This window comes from Komagataeibacter oboediens, assembly GCF_018491655.1.
Classification (GTDB): Bacteria; Pseudomonadota; Alphaproteobacteria; order Acetobacterales; family Acetobacteraceae; genus Komagataeibacter; species Komagataeibacter oboediens.
This window is the reverse complement of sequence record NZ_JABLUU010000016.1, coordinates 71206-95683: the sequence shown is the minus strand read 5'-3', so window position 1 is coordinate 95683 and position 24478 is coordinate 71206. Positions and strand designations below refer to the sequence as shown.

The following is a 24478-nucleotide window of genomic DNA, read 5'->3' as shown; positions in this document are numbered from 1 at the left end:
TATGGGCTAAAAAAATCACCGCGCCTTTTCAGCCCGATAGGCAAAAAACCGCACTAGGCCGCCCGATTGCGGTCCATCAGCATATTCGTAACAGCCGATTTGAACGGAGCCAGCGCATCCGCCACACGCAGTCCGGCCTGACGCAGGACCCTGAAAGCGGGCTCATCACGGGTATAAAGCGTTGCGATTCCATTGGTGGCGGCAAACAGGGGCGCGGTTGCGAGGCGATGCCGCCGTTCAAACCGCCGCAGCACCGACAGGCTGCCCGGCGATTCACCACGCGCCAGCCCAGCTTCGATTTCCTGTGCCAGCGCTTCCTGTCCCTTCAGTCCAAGGTTGAAGCCATGGGCGGTAATGGGATGCATGCCAACCGCCGCGTCACCGATCAGGGCGAAGCCGGGGGCTGCAAAACGGTGTGCATAGACACCTCGCAGCGGATAGGCATGCCGGGTGCTGACCAGACGCATGTTCCCCAGCCGCCGCCCCACACGCTGCATGATCTCGGTATTGAAGGCATCGCGTTCCAGCGTGCGCAGGCGGTCGATCTCTTCCACCGGCAGGGTCAGGACAATGGAGGATGCGCCGCCATTGACGGGCAGCAGGGCGATTGTCTGTCCTTCATCAAACCATTGCGTCGCGACATGATGGTGCGGCAGGTCATGCGCCATGCGGCAGACCAGCATGGCACGCCTGAAATCATGCATGACCGCGCCAATGCGCTGCAGGCGGCGGATCTGTGAAAAGCGGCCATCCGCCCCCACGGCCAGACGGGATGTGATCTCCCCCCCATCATGCACGACCGTCATCTCCTCCCCGATGCGCCGGATATGCCGGGTGGAGGTTCCGCCCAGCAGGCGGATGCCGGGACGCTGGCTGGCGGCAAGATACAGTCCGCGCCGGATGCAGTGGTTGGACACAAGGTACCCTAGCGCATCCACGCCACGCCCCTGCGTATCAAATGTAAGGGGATGGTTGCTGCGCCCGGTTTCCACCCGTGCTTCACGCAGGGGGGAAATGGCGACCTGCGGGATATGTTCCCACGCGCCCAGTTCCTTCAGCACCGAAACCGAATGATGGGTCAGGGCGATTTCGCGCCCGTCGAACGCGGGTTCGGCCCAGCGCGCCTGCGGCGCACGTTCCAGCACCGCGACGGACAGGCCACGCGCCTCCAGCGACAGGGCCGCGGCCAGCCCCGCCGGACCGCCACCCATTATGGTTACATCATGATATGCCATGGCCTGCCTGCTTCCCTGTCCGTCTACTGTCCTTACAGATTATGCATCCGCGCCGAACTGTACGGGGTTTCCGGTCCATTCGGCCACATATCCGTCAACATCACGGCGCTTCGGCCCCCTGGCGTCCGGCTTCGGCGTGCCGACAAACAGGAAACCCGCCAGCCTGTGTGGAGCAGGAAAGCCTAGTTCAGCTGCAAGTTCCGGATCATAGGCCACGTCGCCACTGACCCATACCCCGCCAAAGCCCGTGGCATGCAGGGCATTGAGGATGTTCATCGCCGCGGCGCCGACCGCCAGTTCCTGTTCGATCAGGGGAATCTTGTGTTCGGGACGCAGGTGCATGCCCAGCACGATGACCAGAGGCATGGTGGAAAAACGGGACTGCCGTTTCTCAATCTTCGCGGGATCAACATCCGGGTCCAGCCGCTTCATGCTGGCCACCACGCGCTGCGCCACTTCGGGCCGGGCGTCGCCACGCACCAGAACGTAACGCCAGGGGCGCAGCTTGCCATGGTCCGGCGCCCGCATGGCGGTGGACAGGATGGCATGCAGCACGTCACCCGTGGGCGCAGGTTCCATCAACGCATCGGTGGAAAAACGGGACAGAAGAAGATCGAGCGATGTCATATGGTCATTCCCTGATAAACCGGGTGCCCGCTGACAGTCCGTGGCCTGATGGCGGGAGCCGTGACGCGACACCATGCAGCAACTGCCCCCTCCTGCCAATATCCACCCCGCCATGCAACGCCCGCGCCACGGGATCGGTATGGATTCCGGCCTCGGGCTTCTATAGAAGGGAGAGCATGAATACCCCGCGCACAACCACGGTCCACCGCGCCACAAGCGAGACCGACATTACCGTCACCATCAACCTTGATGGCACGGGACAGACCCGCATCGACACCGGCATCGGGTTCCTTGACCACATGCTGACCGCCCTCGGCCGTCACAGCATGTGCGATCTGGACATTACCGCCAAGGGTGACCTGCATATCGACTACCACCACACGGTGGAGGATACCGGCATCGCGCTGGGCAAGGCCTTTGCCATGGCCATAGGCGACAAACGTGGCATCCGCCGCTACGGCAGCGCCACCGTGCCGCTGGATGAGGCACTGTGCGAAGCGGTCGTGGATATTTCGGGGCGTCCCTTTCTTGCGTGGTCCGTCACCTTCGGGCGTGACAAGATCGGGGACATGGACACCGAACTGTTCGAGGAATTCTTCCGCGCCTTCGCCATGAGCGCCCTTGTCACGCTGCATGTCATCCAGCGCGCCGGGCATAACTGCCACCACATTGCCGAAGCCGCGTTCAAGGCGCTCGCACGTGCGCTGCGCACCGCAAGCGAAGCTGACCCACGCGCCGGCGGCATCATCCCGTCCACCAAGGGCAGCCTGTGACATTCTATTCCGCCCTGCTGCCCCCTGCCCGCGCTACGGGCCCGGCCCCGGGGCCGGTCATGGTGGCGTGGCGCATGTCATGGCTGGTACTGCTGTCGGGGTGGGTCGGGCTGGTGCTGCGTGGCTGCTGGATCAGCGGGCTGCTGGCAGGGGGGGCGTGCATCCTGACCAGACAGCTGCTGCCGCTGCCGGTCGCCTTGCCGCTGCTGGGCGGGATGCACCTTCTGCTTGCGCTGAACGCCCCGGACCTGCGGCAGTGGGAACTGCGCCTGCGCGGCTACCAGACCGCGCGCGGCGTTTACGCGACCGATCCCAAGGCAGCCCTGCTGCGCTGGATGGACCGTAACCGGTCCCATCCCCTTTCCCCTGTATCATGAGGCATCCCATGCCCGCGCATCCTTCCGCCCAATCCATCGTGGTGATCGACTATAACGGTGGCAACCTTGCATCCGCCGCGCGGGCGCTGTCCCGCGCGGCGGCCGACAGCGGCATTGACGCCACCGTCACCATCACCGCCGACCCGCAGGCCGTCAGGCAGGCCGACCGGATTGTCCTGCCCGGACAGGGCGCGTTCGCCGACTGCGCGGCGGGCCTTGCAGCCCGGCCCGGCCTGCATGACGCCATACTGGCCGCAACCGACAACGGCACGCCCTTCCTTGGCATATGCGTCGGCATGCAGCTTATGGCCGAACGCGGGCGTGAACATGGGGTGACACCGGGGTTTGGCTGGATTGCGGGCGAAATCGCCCTGATGGACGCCCCCGGCCTGCGCCTGCCACAGATGGGGTGGAACCAGCTTGAATTCACACCTGGCGCCCACCCGCTGACCGAAGGCCTGCCGGGGGAAGCGCACGGTTATTTCGTCCATTCCTTCGCCCTGCGCGACTATGATGCCGCGGACATGGTGGCGACCACCGACTATGGCGGCACGGTGCCCGCCATAGTCGCGCGCGGCAACCGGGCGGGCACGCAGTTCCATGTGGAAAAAAGCCAGAAGGTCGGCCTGCGCATCCTGTCCAACTTCCTGCGCTGGACACCCGCGCCGGGCAGCATACCATGACACGGCGGACCGCAACGGCCGGCACCATCCACGCCGAACGCGTGCAGCAGATGCATGAAGACGACCTGCATGCCCTGTGCGACGCGACCAATGCCGCCATTCTGGACGGCGGTGGTTTCGGCTGGCTGGCCCCGCCCCCGCGTGAGACGCTGGAACGGTATTTCCGCGGTGTCCTGCTGGTGCCCGAACGCCAGATGTTCGTGGCCCGGCTGGATGACATGATCGTGGGGTCGGCACAACTTGTGCGTCCGCCGCGCAATAACGAAGCGCAGGCCATGAGTGCGACCCTCATGCATTTCTATATCGCCCCCTACGCCCGCGGGCTGGGACTGGGCCGCCTGCTTCTGACCGAAGTGGAAAGCTGCGCGCGCAGCATGGGATACCAGATCATCAACCTGGACGTGCGCGAAACCCAGACCGATGCCGTCCGCCTGTTCCGCAGCAGCGGCTTCCACCACTGGGGCACCCACCCCAGCTACGCCCGCACGGACGGACGCACCGTGCGCGGCCTGTTTTTCACCAAGCGCCTGCAGGATGACGAGCGGATCGTACCCGCCCACCCGCTGGCAGCTTCAACCCCCATTCCTGCAGCAGGACATGCCCCCGTGACCGGACACAGCCTGACACTCTATCCCGCAATCGACCTCAAGGACGGCACATGCGTGCGCCTGCGCCGGGGGGAAATGGACAACGCAACCGTCTATTCCGATGATCCCGGCGCGCAGGCGCGGGCATGGATCGACGCCGGATGCAGCTGGCTGCACGTAGTGGACCTGAATGGTGCCTTCGCGGGGCGTTCGGCCAATACCGAAGCGATTGAGGCCATCATCGCCAATGCCTCCGTCCCGGTGCAGCTTGGTGGCGGGCTGCGTGACCTGGACAGCATCGGCAAATGGCTCAATGCCGGGATCAGCCGCGTGATCCTGGGGTCCATCGCGGTCAAGAACCCCGAACTGGTGCGCGAGGCCTGCCGTCTGTTCCCCGGCCGGATCGTGGCCGGAATTGACGCACGCAGCGGACAGGTCGCAACCGAAGGCTGGGCCGAGACATCGGAAATGAAGGCCGTGGACCTGGGCCAGCGCATGCAGGACGCGGGGGTCGCAGCCGTCATCTTCACCGAAATCAGCCGCGACGGCATGCTGACGGGCATCGATATCGAACAGACCGCCGACATGGCCAATGCCCTGTCCATTCCCGTCATCGCCAGCGGCGGGGTGGGCAGTCTTGAACATCTCGAAGCCCTGCGTGCGGCGACCGCGCAGGCGCCAGGCATCGAAGGCGTGATCGTGGGCCGCGCGCTGTATGACGGGCGCATCGACCTGGGCGAAGCCCTGCGGGTCCTGTCCTGATGCTGAAACTGCGTGTCATCCCCTGTCTGGATGTCAAGAACGGCCGGGTGGTCAAGGGTGTCAACTTCGTCTCGCTGCGCGACGCGGGCGACCCGGTGGAACAGGCCGCCGTATATGACGCGGCCGGGGCAGATGAGCTGACCTTCCTCGACATCACCGCCAGCAATGAAAACCGCGACACCATCCTTGATGTCGTCAGCCGCACGGCGGAACGTATTTTCCTGCCGCTGACGGTGGGCGGCGGCGTGCGCACCACGGATGACATGCGACGCCTGCTGCTGGCGGGGGCAGACAAGTGCGCCATGAACTCGGCTGCAGTCTCACGCCCCGAACTGGTCAGTGAGGCCGCGCAGAAATTCGGCAGCCAGTGCGTGGTCGTCGCCATTGATGCCCGGAGCGATGGCCATGGATCATGGGAGGTCTATACCCATGGCGGCCGTACCCCCACCGGGCGCAACGTGATCGACTGGTGCCGCGAAGTGGCCGAACGGGGTGCGGGCGAGATCCTGCTGACCAGCATGGACCGCGACGGCACGGGCAAGGGGTTCGACCTTGACCTGCTGCGCGCGGCCAATGCGGCGGTACGGATTCCCATCGTGGCCTCTGGCGGGGTTGGGGAACTGGAGCATTTTGTCGAAGGTGCCCGCGCGGGCGCCACCGGCCTGCTGGCCGCCAGTGTCTTCCATTTCGGCCAGTTCACCATTCCCCAGGTCAAGCAGGCGCTGACGGCAGCGGGCCTGCCGGTCCGCCTGAGTGACTGATCCCCTTTCCCCTGCCTATCGGAGCACTGTGATGGCCAAGCCAGAAAAATCCCGCAAGAACGCCCCGGCAAAAGCCGCCGCCAGCCTGAAGCTGGAAGCGGTGGGGCCTGCCACCCCTGATGTGCTGGACCGCCTGTTCGATGTCGTGGAATCACGGCGCGGCACGGACCCGTCCGTCAGCCATTCCGCCCGCCTTCTGGCGCGCGGCCGGCGCAAGATCGCGCAGAAATTCGGCGAGGAAGCCGTCGAATGCCTGATCGAGGCGGTGGCGGGCAACCGGGGCGAACTGGTCAGCGAAAGCGCAGACGTGCTGTACCACCTGATCGTGATGTGGGTGGATGCCGGGGTCAAACCGGCGGAAGTATGGGCGGAACTGCTGCGCCGTGAAGGCACCAGCGGCGTCGCTGAAAAGGCGTCACGCCCGCACGACCCGCTGGCCTGATCCCCGTTCGCAAACAGGAGATACCCCATGGCCGTCAACGGCACCGGACCCTACGATCCGCAGAACGTATTCGCCCGCATCCTGCGCGGTGAACTGCCATGCAAGAAGGTGTATGAGGACGAATACGCCCTCGCCTTCCATGACATCGCGCCCAAGGCGCCCGTGCATGTACTGGTCATTCCCAAGGGGCCGTTCGTTTCCTTCGCCGATTTCAGCCGCAATGGCACGGAAGCCGAAATTACCGGCTTCACCCGCGCGGTGGGACAGGTCGCGCGCGACCTGAAACTGGAAGCGCCCGGCTACCGCCTGCTGTCCAATGTCGGCGTGGAAGGCGGACAGGAAGTGCCGCATTTCCATGTTCACCTGTTTGGCGGCAGGGCGCTGGGCGCCATGCTGCCGGGCCAGGACGCCACCTGAAAAGAAAACAGCATCCCGGAAACCGGGATGCTTCCCCTGCACTCCCTGGATGCCTACAGGGACTGGAGTTCAAACAGTCCGCGATAGATCCCTCCCTCGCGCGTCATGAGGGTCGCGTGGGGGCCATCCTCGCATACCTGTCCGTGGCGGAACACGATGATGCGGTCCAGACCCATCACGGTGGACAGCCGGTGGGCGATGACCAGAACCGTGCGCCCGGCCATAAGCCGTTCCATCGCCTGCTGGACCAGCATTTCCGAACGGGAATCAAGGCTGGATGTCGCCTCGTCCATGATGACAATGGGCGCATGGCTCAGAAACGCGCGCGCAATGGCGATGCGCTGGCGCTCCCCACCCGACAGCTTGACACCGCGTTCGCCCACCATGGTGGCGTAACCGCGCGGCAGACGGGCGATAAAGTCCGCTGCATTGGCCTGCCGGGCGGCATGTTCGATCTCCGCATCCGTGGCGTCCGGTCGGCCATAGGCAATGTTTTCCGCCAGCGAACGATGGAACAGCAGTGGCTCCTGCGGGACGATGGCAATCTGCCCACGCAGGCTGGCCTGCGTGACGGTGGCGATATCCGTCCCGTCAATCGTGATCCGTCCCCCCTGCACATCATACAGCCGCTGCAGCATCCGTGTCAGCGTGGTCTTGCCTGAACCCGACGGACCAACAAGGGCCACCCTGCTGCCCGGCGCGATATCAAGGTTCAGGTCATCGAACAGCAGCCTGCCATGCTGGCGTTCATAGCCAAAGCGCACATGCTCGAAACGTATATGGCCATGCGTCACCCGCAGGGGCGCGGCACCGGGGCGATCGGCCACCGCAGGCTGCATATGGAACAGGGTGACCAGTTCCTCCATTTCATTGACCGAACGCTGCACGACGGAAATCTGCTGGCCAATATCGCGCAGGTAGCCCTGGATCACGAACATCATCGTCAGCACATAGGCCACATCCCCCGGCCCCGCACGACCACGCACCCATAGCAGCGCCACCCCCGCGATCAGCACCATGCGCATGACAAGGGCTGCCAGGTTCTGCAGGTTTGCGCTGTCGGTTCCGCGCAGCCACGACCGCACCGTGCGCTTCCGCCAGCGACCCGCCACCCATGCCAGCCGCGCGTCCTCCCGCGCTTCCGCGCCGCATGCCTTCACCACCGCATTGCATGTCACCGCATCGGACAGGGTCGCCCCCATACGCGTATCCCATGTATTGGCAAGGCGCGCGGATGGCGCGACGTACCGCAGCGTCAGCATGACCGACAGCGCCACCAGTGCGGCCGCCCCCACAGCCAGTACCAGCCCCATCAGGGGCCAGTGAAAGGCCAGCACGGCCGTCGTGGCGCACAGCACGATCCCCTCCGGCACCAGCATGAGCAGCAGCGTATCCCCCAGCGTGTCCACCGCCCCCATTCCGCGCGTGATGCGCCGGACGGTTGACCCGGCAAAGTTGGAGGCATGCCATTCGCTGGAAAACCGCTGTACGCGGGCGAACACCTCCGTCACGATGCCGATCATGACGTGCGATGTCAGGTGGGAAATGCCGATATAGGCCGTGCGCCGCGCGATGATGCCACCCAGCCCCAGCACGGTCAGGCCGACCACATCCCATATGGCGCGATGAACCGCAGCGTGCTGCGCGGGACGGGACACATCATTGACCAGCCAGCCCGCCAGCAGCGGCATCATCACATCCGCCACGGTGGCCGATGCGATCCCCGCCAGCGTCCATGCAAGAAAGCCGGGATACGTGCGCCACCTGCGCCAGACAAAGCCCAGCACGTCGGAAAATTCATGTCGTCCCGATACCGGACGGAAAAGAAAGGATACCATTGCCAACACGCCATGATGCAGGAAACCGCACGGCCATACGCTCGGGCACCCATGCGCCGCCGGGGCCGGAACGACTAGCCCCCACCGCAGCCATGCGCAAGGCCGATGGCTGCCGCCGGGTGGCGGGGTGATTTACACCGCCACCCGCAACGCCGCACAATGGCGTGCGATCCACCGCCTGCGAGTAACCGATGACAACAGCCAGATCCCCGAAGAAACCCGCGCGCCGCGCCATGACACTGGCGGAAGTGCGGTCCTTCATCACCCAGTTGGCCGCCGCCAACCCGAATGCCGAAAGCGAACTGGATTTCGTGGACGACTATACCCTGCTGGTTGCCGTGGTGCTGTCGGCGCAGGCGACCGATGCCTCGGTCAACAGGGCGACAAAGGCGCTGTTCCGTGACGCACCCACCCCACGGGCCATGGTGGAACTGGGGGAGGAAAAGGTCGGCGCGCATATCCGCACCATCGGGCTGTGGCGGACCAAGGCGCGCAATGTCGTCGCCCTGTCACAGCAGTTGCTGGAACGCTTTGACGGCAAGGTGCCCTATGACCGCGCGGCGCTTGAATCGCTTCCCGGCGTGGGGCGCAAGACCGCGAACGTGGTCATGAACGTGGCCTTTGGCGACAGCACCATGGCGGTCGATACCCATATCTTCCGTATCGGCAACCGCACCGGCCTGGCGCCCGGGGCGACCCCACGCGCGGTGGAGGACCAGCTTGTCCGCCGCATTCCCGCTGACATGCTGCGCCCTGCGCACCACTGGCTGATCCTGCACGGACGCTATGTCTGCAAGGCTCGCAGGCCCGAATGCTGGCGCTGTCCCGCCTTTGACCCATGCCAGTACCGCATGAAGGACGACCTGCGCGCGGTCGGGGCGCCAGCCGCATCTTCAAAGGAATGAAAGTCTCCGGGTACCGCCTTTTTTCATCAAGAGCGGTGTCCTTCGAAGCTTTTTGGAAAAAGCTTCATCAAAAACTTCTTTCTGATTGGCAGATACCTGCGTGTCCTGTCCTATTCCGCCTCGGCCATGGGCAGGTCAGGCACGCCGGCCCCACCGGGCCGCATGACCCAGGGCCGTGCACCGCGTGCCTGCCGGTCAGTCCGGACCATGACGCCACCTGCATGATCGGGTAACAGGGCATAGGCCCCGTTGCGCCAGATATCGAACCGCCCGATCAGCGGAACGCCGGGGCACCCGGCCTGCCCCGACAGGTTCACCACCAGCCGGGCATCACGACAGGACACCCATCCCGGTTGCCGTGGGGAAAGCACGACCACCACATCTCCATCCGGTTCGCGCACGCGGCACGTCCTGTCCTGACAGGACAGCACGCCCTGTCTGCCGTTATCGGGCAACGTGCCCGCATCCAGCCCCGTCACCCGTTGCCATTCGCGTAAAACGAACGGGTCGGGATGCGCACCGGGACCGGTCAGGATTGTATGCCCCACCGTAACGCCCACCATCCGCGCATCAGGCGATACCATCACCCCCGGGCGCGCCGCCCACCATGGTGACAGCAGCGCCAGCGCAACCGGTGCAAACCCCAGCAGGCGCACCCGCCCGCCCCACAGGCACAGCCAGCACAACCCGGCAAAAAACAGCGCCAGTCCCCCATTGCCGATGGCGGGCACCCCGATATGCGCGCCCGGCAGCCATGACACCTGCCGCGCCAGCCAATCCACCACGGCAATGCCCCATCCCATGGGCACCAGCGCCAGCTTTTCCCAACCCGGTAGCATCAGCACGAAGGACAGCAGCCCCCACGGCATGATCCACACCGACATGAGCGGCACGGCCAGCAGGTTGGCCAGCACGAACCACGGCTGCACCGTTCCGAAATGCGCCATGCCCACCGGGATGCACGCGCTACCCGCAAGGATACTCGCCAGCAGCGGATGCGCGCACCGCGCACCGAGCCTGCGCCACCATGCCATGTCATGTTCCCATGCCGACAGGCCGGGACGCAGCGCATCGAAACCGGCGATCAGCGCCATCACCGCCGCAGCCGACATCTGCAGCGATAGTTCGGCCACGTTTTCCGCATCAAGGCACAGCAGGATAACCACCGCCACCGCCAGCGCCCGCATGGACACCACCCGCCTGCCAGCCACCAGCGCCACGACCGCAAGCATCGCCATGAACAGGCTGCGCAGTGCCGGCAGGTGCGCACCGGTGACAAGGACATATCCCCCACCCGCCAGTAACGCGCAGACCGCCGCAATCTGCCGGCACGGCCAGAACAGCGCCGCACGTTCGGACAGCGTCAGCCCCATGCGCACCGCAGCCATGACCAGCCCCATGACAATGGCAAGATGCAGCCCCGCCACCGCCAGCAGGTGCGCCAACCCGGCATCGGCAAAGGCGTCACGCACGCGCGCCGGAATCGCGCCATCGGCCCCCACCAGAACGGTGGCAGCAATATCACCGCGCGTACCGGGCAGGGCGGCACGAATCCGCTGCGCCAATGCCTGCCGCATGCTGGCGATGCGGGCGGATGGGGGATGCCCATGCCCGCATGTCACCCTGTCCAGCGCACGGGCGGTCCCCGCACGCCCGTCAAACCATGCGCGGCGCTGGACATCATGACCGCCCGGCAGGGCGGGAAAGGCGGGTGGCGACAGCATCACGCGCGCCAGCACGGTATCGCCCGACACGGGAACGCATGCATCATCGGGCAGCAGGCTCAACACAAGGGCGCGGCGCAGCGGCGGCATGCCGGTATTGATGCCGTCAAGGAAGCGCACATCCGCCAGCCGCACCCGCCATGCCCACGCGCCATCACGCAGGGCCCGTCCGTCGGCATCCAGCACCCGGCCCGACAGGTGCACCGCCCGGCGCGGCAGGTCGGGAAACGGGGGCATGCGGTGCGCCTGCACCCATGCCAGCAGGGCGCCCGCCGCACACGCCCCCACCACCCCGCAGCCAAGGCGCACCAACAGCCCATGACCCCAGACAAGCCGTGCAGCGACACACCCCACGACCATCATGCCCGCCCCCCATGCCCATGCGGCGGACGGTTCCCATGACAGCGTGAAATACATGGCCATCCCGGCTGCCAGCAGGGCGGGAAGCCACAGCACGAAACGGGTATGCTGCCCCCACAGCCATGCGCTGACGCCCATCGTCATGCGCGACAGTGTGGAGCGGGCGCGGTCGATATGCTGGCGCGGCAGGACAACCCCCGTAATGATCTGCACCCATGTCACGGCCACGCCCATGCGTGGCCGGAATGCACACCCTACCGGCGGAGATGGCACACACGCCAGACTGCCCCCTGTCAGCAGGCGGAAAACATGCTAAGGAACCGGCTCATGACAGTCCGTACGCGTTTTGCACCCAGCCCCACCGGCCTGCTGCATATCGGCAACGCCCGTGCCGCCCTTTTCAATTTCCTCTATGCCCGCCACCATGGCGGCCAGTTCCTGCTCAGGATCGAGGATACCGACCGAGAACGCTCGACCCAGAAGGCGGTCGATGTCCTGTTCGACGGGCTGGCGTGGATGGATATCCACTCAGACGAAAAACCGGTGTTCCAGTCCACCCGGCAGGCACGCCATACCGAAGTGGCGCATGAACTGCTGGAAAAGGGGCTGGCCTACCGCTGCTACTGCACGGCAGACGAACTGAAGGAAATGCGCGAAAAGGCGATGGCCGAGGGCCGTCCCCCGCGTTACAATGGCATGTGGCGCGACCGCGACCCGTCGGAAGCCCCCGCCAACACCCCCTACACCATCCGCATCAAGGCCCCGCGTGAGGGCGAGACGACCATCCATGACCTGGTGCAGGGCGACGTACGCGTGGCCAATTCGGAACTGGATGACATGATCATCCTGCGCGCCGATGGCACCCCGGTCTACCAGCTTGCCGTGGTAGTGGATGACCATGACATGGACATCACCCACGTCATCCGTGGCGATGACCACCTGACCAACACCTTCCGCCAGGCCATGATCTACCGCGCCATGGGCTGGGATCTGCCGCATTTCGCGCATCTGCCGCTGATCCACGGCCCCGACGGCGCCAAGCTGTCCAAGCGGCACGGGGCGCAGTCGGTCGTCGAATTCCGCGAAATGGGCTACCTGCCCGAAGCACTGAACAATTACCTGCTGCGTCTTGGCTGGGGCCATGGCGATGCCGAGATCCTGTCGCGGGAGGAACAGATCAAACTGTTCGACCTTGACGGCGTCGGCCGCTCGCCCTCGCGCATGGATTACGCCAAGCTGCTGTACATCAATGGTGTATGGCTGCGTCAGGCCGATGATACGCGCCTGACCAATGACGTGATGGAACGCCTGGACAGGATGGAAGGGGTCGATACCTCCGACGCTACGCGTGCAAAGGTACTGGCGCTTATGCCGGGGCTGAAGGAACGTGCGAAGACGCTGGTGGAACTGGCGGACAATGCCGCCTTCCTTGGCCGTTCGCTGCCGCTTGAATTCGCGCCCAAGGCCGAAAAGCTGCTGACGCCGGAAAACCGCGTCATGCTGGGCAGGCTGGCCGATGCGCTGACAGCGACCGAGCCATTTACGAAGGACGGCATTGACGCGACCCTGCGCCAGTTTGCCGAAACGCATGACATGAAGCTGGGCAAGGTGGCGCAGCCGCTGCGCGCCGCCGTGACCGGCAGCACCATGTCACCCGGCATTGATGACACGCTGGCCGCCCTTGGCCGTGACGAAGTACTGGCGCGCATCAATGCGGTTGCCGCCCATGAATGATCGCGGCAGCCATGGCAGCAATGTCTTCCTGACCCGACCGGCCCGGCATCTGCTGGGCGTGCAGGGCATGCATCCCAGCCGGATCACGCCATTCCTTGACCTGGCGGAACATTACGCCCTGCTCAACCGGTCGCGCAAAACGCCGCGCGACCTGCTGCGCGGGCGCACGCTGATCAACCTGTTTTTCGAGGACAGCACCCGCACGCGCACCTCGTTCGAACTGGCGGGCAAGCGGCTGGGCGCGGATGTGGTGAACATGACGGTCGCCAGTTCCTCGGTCAACAAGGGGGAGACGCTGCTGGACACGGCCGCGACCCTGAATGCAATGCATACCGACCTGCTGGTGGTGCGCCATTCGCAGTCCGGCGCGCCCGCCCTGCTGGCGCAGAAAGTGCAGGCCAGCGTGGTCAATGCCGGTGACGGCACACATGAACACCCGACACAGGCACTGCTGGACGCGCTGACCATCCGCCGCCACTTCGGCACGTTCGAGGGGCTGACCGTCGCCATATGTGGCGATGTCAGCCACAGCCGCGTGGCGCGCTCGAACATCCACCTGCTGACCGCCATGGGCTGCCAGGTGCGCGTGGTGGGGCCACCGACACTGGTGCCCGGCGCGATCGGGGCACTGGGGGTCAGCATTCACCATACGATGGAAGATGGCCTGCGCGGGGTGGATGTCGTCATGATGCTGCGCGTGCAGCGTGAGCGCATGAAGGGCACGCAGGTACCCAGCGCGCGTGAATATTTCCGTTTCTACGGACTGGATAACAAACGCCTTGCGCTGGCAAAACCGCATGCGCTGGTCATGCATCCTGGCCCGATGAACCGGGGCGTAGAAATTGACAGCCGCGTTGCCGATTCCGACCAGAGCGTGATCCGTGAACAGGTGGAAATGGGGGTTGCCGTGCGCATGGCGGTTCTGGACATCCTCGCACGCGGGGGAGATGGCGCATGAAGCCGGTCCTGTTTGAAAATGTCCGCCTGATCGATCCGGCAAGCTCCCTTGACCGTCCCGGCCGCCTGCTGGTGCAGGACGGCGTGATCGCCGGCACCGACCTGCCACAGGCGGAAGGTGCGCCGGAAGGCGCGGACATCGTGGATGGCGGCGGCCACCTCGTCCTGTGTCCCGGACTGGTGGACATGCGGGTCACCATTGGCGAACCCGGCTATGAATACCGCGAAACGGTGCTGTCCGCGGCAAAGGCTGCGGTTGCCGGTGGCATCACCACCATCGCCGTGCTGCCCAATACCAGCCCGACCATAGACAATCCCGCCCTCGCCCGCCTGCTGCGCGCACGCGGTGAGGAAACGGGCATGATCGGCATCCTGCCCTATGGCGCGCTGACACGCGAATGCGCCGGAAAGGAAATGGCGGAAATCGGCCTGCTGGCCGAAGCAGGTGCGATTGCCTTCACCGACGGTCCCCACGCCATTGCTGACAGCCGCACCATGCGGCAGATGCTGACCTATGCCAAAGGCTTCGACGCGCTGATTGTCCAGCATCCCGAAGATCCGTCACTGGCGCGTGGCGGCTGCGCGACCGATGGCGAGCTGGCGACCCGCCTGGGCCTGCCGGGCATTCCGGCGGCGGCCGAGGCCATCCTGATCGCGCGTGACCTGCGCCTTGCGCGCATGACGGGCGGGCGGCTGCATTTCGGCCACGTTTCCACCGCCGAGGGGCTGGACCTGATCCGGGCCGCCAAGGCCGATGGCGTCAGGGTGACGTGCGATACGGCGCCACCGTATTTCGACCTGAATGAAACCGTGATCGGTGATTTCCGCACCTATGCCAAGCTGTCGCCGCCGCTGCGTGCGGAAGCGGACCGCCGCGCTGTATGCGCCGCGCTGGCGGATGGTACGATTGACGCCATCGCGTCCGATCACATGCCGTGCGACGCGGATGACAAGCGCCAGCCTTTTGCCGTGGCCTCCGCCGGGGGGACAGGACTGTGCACGCTGCTGGCGGTAACGCTGGCGCAGGTGCATGCGGGCAACCTGGGCATGATGGATGCCCTTGGCCTGCTGACCCATCGCCCCGCCGGCGTGCTGCGCAGCGGGGCCGGGACGCTTGCGGCAGGCAGTGCCGCCGACCTGTGCCTGTTCAATCCCGAGACGGGCTGGGTCGTGCGCGCGGGCGAACTGCCGGGCAAGGCACAGAATACCCCGTTTGACGGCCGCGCGCTGGAAGGCCGCGTGCTGGGCACATGGAAAAACGGGCGGCGTGTATTCGGGGCCGCCGCCGCATGATCTACGGCATTCCCACCTATGACCTGCCGCTTATGGCCGCGGTCGCGTTCCTGTCCTACCTGATTGGCAGCATTCCCTTCGGGCTGGTGCTGACAGCCCTGTCGGGCAATGGGGATATCCGCAAGATCGGATCGGGCAATATCGGGGCCACCAACGTGCTGCGCACCGGGCGCAAGGGACTGGCGGCCGGCACGCTGGCGCTGGATGGCACGAAGGGGGCTTTCGCCGTTTTCTGCGCCTTCGTGCTGTGTCCGTTCCATACGCTGGCTGCCGAATCCCTTGCCGCCGTCTTTGCCGTGGCGGGGCACTGCTTTCCCGTGTGGCTGAAATTCCGTGGCGGCAAGGGGGTTGCGACCGGTCTGGGCTGCGTGCTGGCGCTCATGCCCGGGGTTGGGCTGTGCTGCTGTGCGCTGTGGCTGATATTCGCCAAGGTCACACGCATTTCATCAGCGGGCGCGATCATTGCCTTCGCAGCGCTGCCGCTGCTCATGATCCGGCCGGGCCGGATCGACTTTTCCTCCCCCGCCTATGTTGCGGGCTGCCTGATCGCGGTAATGATCCTGATCCGCCATCACGCCAATATCAGCCGCCTGCTGAAGGGCACGGAACCAAGGATCGGCCAGAAAAGCGCATGACCGCCCCCGATGCCGAAACGGTGCTGGCCTGCCTGCGGCTGGCCAGGACGGACGGCATCGGGCCGGTTGCCTATCGCCGCCTTGTCCGAACGCATGGCAGCGCGCACTCCGCGCTCGACATGCTTGAACGCGGTGCAACCCGCATAAGCCGCAGCGTGGGCCCGGTGTGCCCGCGTGATGCGGCATTACGTGAAACTGACCGGCTGCAGGCCATGGGCGCGCACCTGCTGGTGCACGGGCAGCCGGGGTATCCGCCCCTTCTGGCCCGCCTGCATGATGCCCCGCCGGTGCTGTGCGTGCTGGGGGACGTCACACTGCTGGCGAATCGGATGGTAGGCATCGTGGGCGGGCGTAATGCCTCATCCGGCGGGATCCGCATGGCGGAAAGCCTTGCCGCCCTGCTGGCGGCCCACGGCGTGGACACCGTATCGGGACTGGCACGCGGGATCGATGCCGCCGCCCATCGCGGCGCCATGACGGCAGGCCGCACGGTGGCGGCCATCGCGGGCGGTCTGGACTGTCCATATCCACCCGAACATGGCGACCTGCAGGACCTGATCGCGCACACTGGCGCGGTTGTGACCGAAGCCCCACCGGGCACGGTGCCGCAGGCACGGCACTTCCCGCGCCGCAACCGGCTGATCGCCGGACTGGGGCTGGGTTGCGTGGTGATCGAGGCCGCGCTGCGTTCAGGCAGCCTGATCACGGCACGCATGGCACTGGAATATGACCGCACCGTATTTGCCGTGCCCGGATCACCGCTGGACCCCCGTTGCCATGGCAGCAATGATCTGCTGCGCCAGGGTGCGGTCCTGACGGAAAATGAACGCGATATTTTGCGTGAACTTCCTGAATTCATGGAGGAAAGCACGCTGTTTTCCCAACAGGCGCCGCGACCGGCCGCCCCGGTGCGCGCCCCCGTCCCGCGCCACGGATCGCAGCCCGCGCCACCGCCTGCCCCCCCGCCGGCAGGGACGGGTGACCTTCATGAAATGATAGAGGGTTTTCTATCTTTCACACCATCACCTGTTGACGATCTTGTACGGCGCTGCCAGTTCTCGACAGCAGCAGTCCTGACCGTCCTGTCGGAAATGGAGATTGCGGGCACGATCGAATTCCTTGCGGGGGATATGGTCGTGCGGCGTCCACCCCCCGCCTGACAGCCGGGATTATACAAGGTTTTAGAATCGTGATCCGGAGACAGAATGACTGACGTCGTGGTGGTCGAATCGCCAGCCAAGGCGAAAACGATCAATAAGTATCTGGGTGATGACTACACGGTTCTTGCCTCGTTCGGGCATGTGCGCGACCTGCCGCCCAAGGATGGCAGCGTCAAGCCCGACGAAGGCTTTGCCATGGTGTGGGAAACCGACGAGCGCGGCAGCCGCCAGATCGCGGCCATTGCCAAGGCGCTGCGTGGGGCAAAGCATCTGTACCTTGCCACTGACCCCGACCGTGAGGGCGAGGCCATTTCATGGCACGTGCGCGCGATCCTGGAGGAGAAGAACCTCCTCAAGGGGATCGACGTGCAGCGCGTCACATTCAACGAAATCACCAAAAGCGCCATCAAGACCGCGATGGCCCATCCACGCGGGCTGGATTTCCCGCTGATCGAGGCATATCTCGCCCGGCGCGCGCTGGACTACCTCGTGGGCTTTACGCTGTCGCCCGTGCTGTGGCGCAAGCTGCCCGGATCGCGCAGCGCGGGCCGCGTGCAGTCGGTCGCCCTGCGCCTGATCTGTGAGCGCGAAGCGGAAATCGAGGTCTTCAAGCCGCGCGAATACTGGTCGGTCATCGCACGCATGACCACGCCGGCGGGTGCTGCGTTCTCCGCACGGCTGACCCATCTGGATGGACACAAGCTGGACCAGTTCGACCTGAACACCGAAGCCCGCGCCATGGACGCGAAGGCAGCGGTGGAAGCAGGCGATTTCAGCGTTGAAAAGGTTGAACGCCGCAAGGTCCGCCGCAACCCGCCGCCGCCCTTCACCACATCGACCATGCAACAGGAAGCATCGCGCAAGCTGGGCATGGGTGCGCAGGTGGCCATGCGCACCGCGCAGCAGCTGTATGAAGGCATTGATATCGGTGGCGAGACGGTCGGCCTGATCACCTACATGCGAACCGACGGCGTGCAGATGGCAGGCGAGGCGATCAGCGCCATCCGCGGCCATATCGGCCACAGCTTCGGACCGGAATACGTGCCAGAGAAGGCGCGCATGTATTCCACCAAGGCCAAGAACGCACAGGAAGCGCACGAAGCTATCCGCCCGACCGACGTGCGGCGCACGCCCGCCGACATGGCGCGCTACCTCTCGCCCGAACAGAAGAAGCTGTATGATCTGGTGTGGAAACGCTCGGTCGCCAGCCAGATGCAGTCAGCCGAACTCGATCAGGTCGCAGTCGACATTGTGGACCGCCAGCAGCGCGTGACCCTGCGAGCCACCGGGTCCATGATCGCGTTTGACGGTTTCCTGCGCCTGTACAGCGAAGGCCGCGACGATTCCCCCGCCAAGGCGGAGGACGATCAGGACCGCATGCTGCCCGCCATGAAGGAACGTGACGCCATTGGCCGTGGCGATGTCGCGGCGGAACAGCACTTCACCCAGCCACCGCCGCGTTATTCGGAAGCGTCGCTGGTGAAGAAGATGGAGGAAATCGGCATTGGCCGTCCCTCCACCTATGCTTCCATCCTGACCGTGCTGCGCGACCGGAATTACGTCCAGCTGGAAAACCGGCGCTTCGTGCCCGAGGATCGCGGGCGGCTGGTCACGGCCTTCCTGACCTCCTTCTTTGAACGGTATGTCGATACGCAGTTCACGGCGGGGCTGGAGGAACAGCTTGATGACATTTCCGGCGGGCGCGCGAACTGGCGGGATGTCATGTCCGCGTTCTGGTCCGATTTCTCCCACGCGGTGGACCAGACCAAGGACCTGAAGATTTCCGACGTCATCACGGCGCTGGATGCGGATCTTGCCCCCTATTTCTTCCCGCAGCGCGAGGACGGGCAGGACCCGCGCGTCTGCACCGCCTGCCATACCGGACGTCTGGGGCTGAAGCTGGGGCGTTATGGCGCATTCATAGGGTGTTCCAACTATCCTACCTGCCAGTATACCCGCAAGCTGGTGGTTGACCCCACCAAGGAAGGCGAGGACGCGGCGGCGCTGAAGGATGGCATGCGCGTGCTGGGCACCGGACCGACGGGCGAGGAAGTCACCGTGCGCCGTGGTCCGTGGGGCCTGTATGTGCAGCAGGGCGAGCCCGACCCGGAAGACAAGAAGGCTAAGCCGAAGCGCGCCACCATTCCGCGCGGGCTGGATGGGGACAAGATCACGCTGGAACAGGCCGTGGGGCTGCTGTCCCTGCCGCGCATCGTGGGCATCCATCCCGAACTGGGCGAACCGATCGAGGCCGGTCTGGGCCGTTTCGGGCCATATGTGAAAATGGGTGCGGTGTACGGGTCGCTGGACAAGGATGATGACGTCCTGACCGTGGGGCTGAACCGCGCGGTGGATGCGCTGGCCAAGAAACTGGCGTCCATCCGTACCATTGGTCCCCACCCCAAGGATGGCGAACCGGTCATGGTGCGCAAGGGCCGCTTTGGTCCTTATGTGCAGCACGGATCCATCGTGGCCACCGTGCCACGTGGTCAGGACATGAACGATGTGACCATGGACGAGGCGCTGACGCTGCTGACCGAAAAGGGCAAGCCGCTGAAGGCCAAGGGCAAGAAAGCGACCACCACCCGCAAGCCCGCGGCCCGCAAGACGAAGGCAAAGACGGCCGAAGCCACCGAAGGCGACGAAGCCGCGCCGAAGAAAAAGGCCGCCCCCCGCAAGACGGCGACCAAAACCGCAGCCAAGACGACCACGCGCAAGACCACGACCCGCAAGAAGGCCACCCCGGCCAAGACCGAAAGCGAGAGCGACTGATCATGAAACGGCAGCGTCCAGCAACTTCCGAGATGCCGGACACCCTGCCCACGGGCATGCCACAGGCCCGTGCGGGCGGCCTGCCGGATCGTGAACAGCTTCGCGCGTTTATCGAAAACGCAACCGGGCGGATCGGCAAACGCGAGATCAGCCGGGAATTCGGTCTGGGGCCCGAACACAAACAGGCCCTGCGCCAGATGCTGCGTGAAATGGCGCTGGATGGCATGCTGGCTCCCGCCGGGGCGCGGCGGTTCCGTGTTTCGGACCGGCTGCCCGAATCCATGGTCGTGCAGGTCACCGGCACGGATTCGGATGGCGACCCCATTGCCCGCCCCGTGCAGTGGGATGGCGATGGCAGCGCGCCCGTCATCTTCATGCATCCCGAACTGCGTGGTCGGGCTGCCCTGGCACCTGGTGAACGCGTGGTCGCCCGTCTTCGCCGCGTCGGGCCGGGCCGGTACGAAGGCCGCACGCTGCGTCGCCTGACCGATGCGCCAATGGAGGTTGTTGGCCTGTTCCGCACCCTTGATGAAACCGATCCCATGGCCTCTGCGCCTGCGCGCTATCGCCCGGCGGGCACGCTGACCCCCGCCGACCGACGGGCGAAGGCGCAATGGGTCATTCCCGTGGGCGAGGACGCGGACAGCCCGGATAACGAAATCGTCATCGCCACCCCCCTGCCCCAGTCCGGGCCGGGACTGCACCCCGCGCGGATCATCGAACGCCTTGGCCCGCAGGGGGATGCACGGACCATAAGCATGATCGCGGTGGCCATGCTGGGAATCCCCCATGTCTTCCCGACCGAAGCACTGGCGCAGGCAAGGGCCGCCCGTGGGGTCACGGCACAGGGGCGCACCGACCTGCGCGACATGCCACTGGTCACCATTGATGGCGCGGACGCCCGTGATTTTGATGATGCAGTCTATGCTGAACCCGATGGTGAGGGATTCCGCATTACCGTCGCCATCGCGGATGTCGCGTGGTACGTGCGGCCGGGCAGCGCACTGGACCGCGAGGCCCACCTGCGAGGCAATTCGGTCTACTTCCCCGACCGGGTGATCCCCATGCTGCCCGAAGACCTGTCCAACGGCTGGTGTTCGCTCCGCCCCGGGGAAGATCGGGGCTGTATTTTCGTCAACATGGACGTGGCTGCCGACGGCGCCATCAGCAACGCCCGCTTCGGGCGCGGCATCATGCGCAGTGCCGCCCGACTGACCTATGAACAGGTGCAGGCAGCGCGTGATGGCGCGCCGGACGCCACCGTTGCCGCCCTACCCGACGGGCTGCTGGACAGTCTGTTCGGGGCATGGCGATGCCTGTCCACGGCACGGGCACAGCGCGGCACGCTGGATCTGGACCTGCCCGAACGACAGGTGCGGCTGAATGACCATGGACAGATCGCGGCCATCCAGCCGCGCATCCGTCTCGACAGCCACCGCCTGGTCGAGGAATTCATGATCGCGGCCAATGTCGCCGCCGCCCGGTGCCTGGAGGGGCGGCACCTGCCCTGCCTGTACCGGATCCACGCGCCACCAACGCCCGAACGGCTGGAAAGCCTGCGCCGCACGCTGGACACCATGGGCCTGAAGCTGCCGCCAGTGGGCAGCCTGCGCGCCGCCGATCTTGACCATATCCTGCAGCAGGTCCGCGATACGGATCAGGCCGGACTGGTGAACGAACTGATCCTGCGCGCGCAGAACCAGGCGGAATACAGCCCCGAACCAGTCGGGCATTTTGGCCTGTCCCTGGCCGCCTATGCCCATTTCACCAGCCCGATCCGCCGTTATGCCGACCTGCTGACCCACCGCGCCCTGCTGGTCGCCACCGGGCTGGAACCCGGTCCCGCCCCCAGCCATGATGAACTGGAGGAAGCGGGACTCGCCATTACCCGCACCGAACGCCGCGCGGCACAGGCCGAACGCGAAACGCTGGAACGCTACGCCGCCACATGGCTGCAGGCCCGCGTGGGCACGGTCATGGACGCGCATATATCCAGCCTGTCGCGATTCGGCATCTTCACCGTGCTGGATGCAACCGGCACGTCGGCGCTGCTGCCCATGTCTGCCCTGCCGGAAGATCAGTGGCATCATGACGAAAAAACGCAGACATTGCATGCACGCGACACGACCATGGTATTCCGCCCCGGTCAGGCCCTGCGCGTACGGATAGAAGAAGCATGCGCCATCCGGGGGACAGTCCTGCTGGCACTGCCCGACACACCACCCAGCCATCGCAGGCGGCGGACATGAAACGCAGCCGGTTTCCGGTCATCGTCCTGCGTCCGCAGTCCCGGGGGGGCGAACACGCCGGGGTATGGCGGCGGCGCATCTCCACGCTGGGGCATATCCCGCGTGACACGATCGTGCTGCTGCTTGTCATCGTCCGGCTGACCACGGCCGCCTGCGCCGATGATATCCCCACGCCCACGCGCGCACCAACACCCCAGCCCCCCATGCATGAAGACAGCATGGAGGCGACCGATGGCACCAGCATGGACCTGGGGGTCATTTCCTCGGTCATTCAGGCGAGTCTGTCATTCCTGCAGCCCCGTACGCTGGAAAGCCACGATATCCATGATTTCGCGCTGTGGGGCCTGAACGGGCTAAGCGCGCTGGACCCTTCGCTGAGCATCGAGGAACAGCACGGTTTCCTCCAGCTTGCCGCGACACAGAAAACCGTCCTTGCCCTGCCGGTGCCCGCGGCGGACGACATCGCGGGGTGGAGTTCGGCGATCACCCGTATACTGGATGTGGCGTGGCACCATTCCCCCGCCATGCGCAGCACGGGACAGGATGGCGTGCTGCAGGGTTTCTTTGACGAACTGTTCAACCACCTTGACCCGTATTCGCGCTATGTCCCGCCGGGGGCAGCCGTATCGGACCGCAGCATCCGTACCGGGGGCGAGGCCACGGCAGGCCTGACGCTGGGGCAGGATCGTCATGCGATCATCATCACCGCCGTCAACGCGAATGGCCCTGCATGGCCCACCAGTCTGGCCGCGGGGCAGATCGTACGGGCCATAAACGGACGCGCCACCGCATCCCGCACTCTGGAAACCGTGGCGTCATGGCTGAACGGTCCCACTGGCAGCCTCGTGCGCATCACTGTCGAGTCGAAGGGACGGCAGAGCACGGTCACGCTGCATCGCGCCTCCACCCCCCCCGAAACCGTGTTCGCCTATACCAGCGGCAAGCATGTGGTCCTGCACATCACCGCCTTTTCCGCCAACACGGCGGAGGAAATGAGCCAGTACCTGGACGAGGCCATGAACGTGCCCGGCATTTCGGGTCTGATCATCGACCTGCGTGGCAACCGGGGCGGCGTGCTGCAGCAGGCGGTCACCACATCGGCGCTGATGCTTGATCACGGTGTTGCAGCCATAACACAGGGCCGTGACCCGCAGGCCAACCATGTCTGGGCCGTGCAGGGTGGCGACATGACCAATGGCCTGCCCATTATCGTGCTGGTGGACGGACGGACCGCCAGCGCGGCCGAAATACTGGCTGCGGCCCTGGCTGACCAGAAACGCGGCGTGGTCATAGGCAGTGCCACGCTGGGCAAGGGTCTGGTGCAGACCATTGGCCAGATGCCCAACGGGGCCGAACTGTTCGTTACGTGGAGTCGCGTGCTGGCACCGCTGGGCTGGCCACTGCAGGGGCTGGGCGTCATGCCGCAGGTCTGCACCAGCCTTGGGGAAAGTGAACTCGAACGCCAGCTCCAGAACCTGGCGGAAGGCAGCGCGGACAGCCGAGAATGGGTCGCGGCGGCCCGCCAGATCCGCTATCCCGTTGACCTGTCGCGTATCCTGACCATCCGCAAGGCGTGTCCCGCCGCCATTGGCACGGACAGCGACCTTGATGCCGCACATTCCCTGCTGGACAATCCTGTCGAGTACCACGCCGCCCTGTCCACCATACCCGAAGAAGGGGCCGCGCCCGCAAACGGCGGGTAAGCCACAACCGTGCCGGAAACCGTGCTATTCCTGCATACCTCCCGCTGTTTTTCTGCATTACCGGAGAAGTCCGCCCCAATGGAAGAAGCGCGTCTGAAAACCGGCATCTGGGTCAAGGCAATGCTGCGCCAGGCTGGACAAAAGGGAAATCCGGGCATGGTCCTGCACCATGGCGATGATGACGCGGGCGGCGTCCTGATCGTGCTGCTGGGGCGGGCAGGACACATGTCTGTGCTGGCCCAGACACGCACCCACGATGGACGCCGGGCATGGTTCCGCGCTACAGGAGAGGCGGCTGTAGATCAGGCCGGTGTTGATGCCTATGTTACAAGGCAGATGGAACGGGACCCGGATTTGTGGGTTCTTGAATTCGAGACGCCGGACCTGATGCCACCGTTTGAAGCAAAGATGATATGAAAGACGTGATTCCTCAGGAGTGAACAACACGGAAACCAGTCCGGACAGGGGTGTGGCATCTCGCACA

The 24478-nt window shown here is 65.3% G+C and carries 22 protein-coding genes; 18 read left to right on the top strand and 4 right to left on the bottom strand.

Annotated features, from left to right (window positions below; genetic code table 11):
• Window positions 1-53 precede the first annotated feature (53 nt).
• On the bottom strand, window positions 54-1235 hold the full coding sequence (gene ubiM, locus HNO79_RS13040; protein WP_214165432.1) for a 5-demethoxyubiquinol-8 5-hydroxylase UbiM: 1182 nt from the start codon (window positions 1233-1235) through the stop codon (window positions 54-56).
• 39 nt (window positions 1236-1274) lie between these two features.
• Complete coding sequence (locus HNO79_RS13035) at window positions 1275-1862, bottom strand: nitroreductase family protein (protein WP_010514859.1); 588 nt, start codon at window positions 1860-1862, stop codon at window positions 1275-1277.
• A gap of 176 nt (window positions 1863-2038) precedes the next feature.
• On the opposite strand from HNO79_RS13035, the gene hisB reads away from it, so the two are divergent.
• The 7 genes from hisB to HNO79_RS13000 are packed head-to-tail and all read left to right on the top strand — an operon-like array spanning window position 2039 to window position 6664.
• Window positions 2039-2635: an imidazoleglycerol-phosphate dehydratase HisB gene (hisB, locus tag HNO79_RS13030; protein WP_214165431.1), complete on the top strand. Its 597-nt coding sequence runs from the start codon at window positions 2039-2041 to the stop codon at window positions 2633-2635.
• Window positions 2632-3012, top strand: a complete 381-nt coding sequence (locus tag HNO79_RS13025) for a hypothetical protein (protein ID WP_048856318.1) — start codon at window positions 2632-2634, stop codon at window positions 3010-3012. Before hisB ends, HNO79_RS13025 begins: the two co-directional genes overlap by 4 nt.
• Window positions 3013-3020: 8 nt before the next feature.
• Window positions 3021-3695, top strand: coding sequence for an imidazole glycerol phosphate synthase subunit HisH (gene hisH / locus HNO79_RS13020; RefSeq protein ID WP_214165430.1), 675 nt, complete (start codon window positions 3021-3023; stop codon window positions 3693-3695).
• Window positions 3692-5044 (top strand): 1-(5-phosphoribosyl)-5-[(5-phosphoribosylamino)methylideneamino]imidazole-4-carboxamide isomerase, encoded by a 1353-nt coding sequence (hisA, locus tag HNO79_RS13015; RefSeq protein ID WP_010514855.1) that lies wholly within the window; start codon window positions 3692-3694, stop codon window positions 5042-5044. Before hisH ends, hisA begins: the two co-directional genes overlap by 4 nt.
• The gene (gene hisF, locus HNO79_RS13010; protein ID WP_214165429.1) at window positions 5044-5805 is read left to right on the top strand and encodes an imidazole glycerol phosphate synthase subunit HisF; all 762 of its coding nucleotides are present in this window, start codon (window positions 5044-5046) and stop codon (window positions 5803-5805) included. Before hisA ends, hisF begins: the two co-directional genes overlap by 1 nt.
• 31 nt (window positions 5806-5836) lie before the next feature.
• Window positions 5837-6247, top strand: a complete 411-nt coding sequence (locus HNO79_RS13005; RefSeq protein WP_010514853.1) for a phosphoribosyl-ATP diphosphatase — start codon at window positions 5837-5839, stop codon at window positions 6245-6247.
• 27 nt (window positions 6248-6274) lie between these two features.
• Entirely contained in the window at window positions 6275-6664 is a 390-nt protein-coding gene (locus HNO79_RS13000) for a histidine triad nucleotide-binding protein (RefSeq protein WP_010514852.1), read from the top strand.
• Window positions 6665-6717: 53 nt separating this feature from the next.
• Here the strand turns inward: HNO79_RS13000 and HNO79_RS12995 are convergent, their stop codons facing one another.
• Window positions 6718-8502 carry an ABC transporter ATP-binding protein gene (locus HNO79_RS12995; protein WP_214165428.1) on the bottom strand — a complete coding sequence of 595 codons (1785 nt, stop codon included), beginning with the start codon at window positions 8500-8502 and terminating at the stop codon, window positions 6718-6720.
• Here HNO79_RS12995 and HNO79_RS17415 point away from each other — a divergent pair.
• Window positions 8502-8633, top strand: a complete 132-nt coding sequence (locus HNO79_RS17415) for a hypothetical protein (RefSeq protein WP_275954912.1) — start codon at window positions 8502-8504, stop codon at window positions 8631-8633. The two genes, HNO79_RS12995 and HNO79_RS17415, sit on opposite strands and share 1 nt — an antisense overlap.
• A 60-nt stretch (window positions 8634-8693) precedes the next feature.
• Complete coding sequence (gene nth / locus HNO79_RS12990; protein WP_048856314.1) at window positions 8694-9407, top strand: endonuclease III; 714 nt, start codon at window positions 8694-8696, stop codon at window positions 9405-9407.
• A 110-nt stretch (window positions 9408-9517) separates the two neighbouring features.
• Here the strand turns inward: nth and HNO79_RS12985 are convergent, their stop codons facing one another.
• Window positions 9518-11725, bottom strand: a complete 2208-nt coding sequence (locus HNO79_RS12985; protein ID WP_244987543.1) for a ComEC/Rec2 family competence protein — start codon at window positions 11723-11725, stop codon at window positions 9518-9520.
• A 93-nt stretch (window positions 11726-11818) separates the two neighbouring features.
• Here HNO79_RS12985 and gltX point away from each other — a divergent pair, with 93 nt between their 5' ends.
• The 9 genes from gltX (at window position 11819) to HNO79_RS12940 (ending at window position 24411) form a co-directional block, all read left to right on the top strand.
• Entirely contained in the window at window positions 11819-13225 is a 1407-nt protein-coding gene (gene gltX, locus HNO79_RS12980; protein WP_010514846.1) for a glutamate--tRNA ligase, read from the top strand.
• Window positions 13218-14183 (top strand): aspartate carbamoyltransferase catalytic subunit, encoded by a 966-nt coding sequence (locus HNO79_RS12975; RefSeq protein WP_200409858.1) that lies wholly within the window; start codon window positions 13218-13220, stop codon window positions 14181-14183. The genes gltX and HNO79_RS12975 overlap by 8 nt, the downstream gene beginning before the upstream one ends.
• On the top strand, window positions 14180-15475 hold the full coding sequence (locus HNO79_RS12970; protein ID WP_048856313.1) for a dihydroorotase: 1296 nt from the start codon (window positions 14180-14182) through the stop codon (window positions 15473-15475). The genes HNO79_RS12975 and HNO79_RS12970 overlap by 4 nt, the downstream gene beginning before the upstream one ends.
• A complete protein-coding gene (plsY, locus tag HNO79_RS12965; protein WP_029329530.1) occupies window positions 15472-16110 on the top strand; it encodes a glycerol-3-phosphate 1-O-acyltransferase PlsY in 639 nt (212 codons plus the stop codon). Before HNO79_RS12970 ends, plsY begins: the two co-directional genes overlap by 4 nt.
• Complete coding sequence (dprA, locus tag HNO79_RS12960) at window positions 16107-17270, top strand: DNA-processing protein DprA (RefSeq protein ID WP_214165427.1); 1164 nt, start codon at window positions 16107-16109, stop codon at window positions 17268-17270. The genes plsY and dprA overlap by 4 nt, the downstream gene beginning before the upstream one ends.
• A 45-nt stretch (window positions 17271-17315) precedes the next feature.
• Window positions 17316-20042, top strand: a complete 2727-nt coding sequence (gene topA, locus HNO79_RS12955; RefSeq protein WP_200409860.1) for a type I DNA topoisomerase — start codon at window positions 17316-17318, stop codon at window positions 20040-20042.
• A gap of 32 nt (window positions 20043-20074) precedes the next feature.
• Window positions 20075-22291, top strand: coding sequence for a ribonuclease R family protein (locus HNO79_RS12950; RefSeq protein ID WP_214165438.1), 2217 nt, complete (start codon window positions 20075-20077; stop codon window positions 22289-22291).
• Window positions 22288-23994 carry a S41 family peptidase gene (locus tag HNO79_RS12945; protein WP_214165426.1) on the top strand — a complete coding sequence of 569 codons (1707 nt, stop codon included), beginning with the start codon at window positions 22288-22290 and terminating at the stop codon, window positions 23992-23994. The genes HNO79_RS12950 and HNO79_RS12945 overlap by 4 nt, the downstream gene beginning before the upstream one ends.
• Window positions 23995-24072: 78 nt before the next feature.
• A complete protein-coding gene (locus HNO79_RS12940; protein ID WP_010514837.1) occupies window positions 24073-24411 on the top strand; it encodes a DUF1491 family protein in 339 nt (112 codons plus the stop codon).
• Window positions 24412-24478 lie beyond the last annotated feature (67 nt).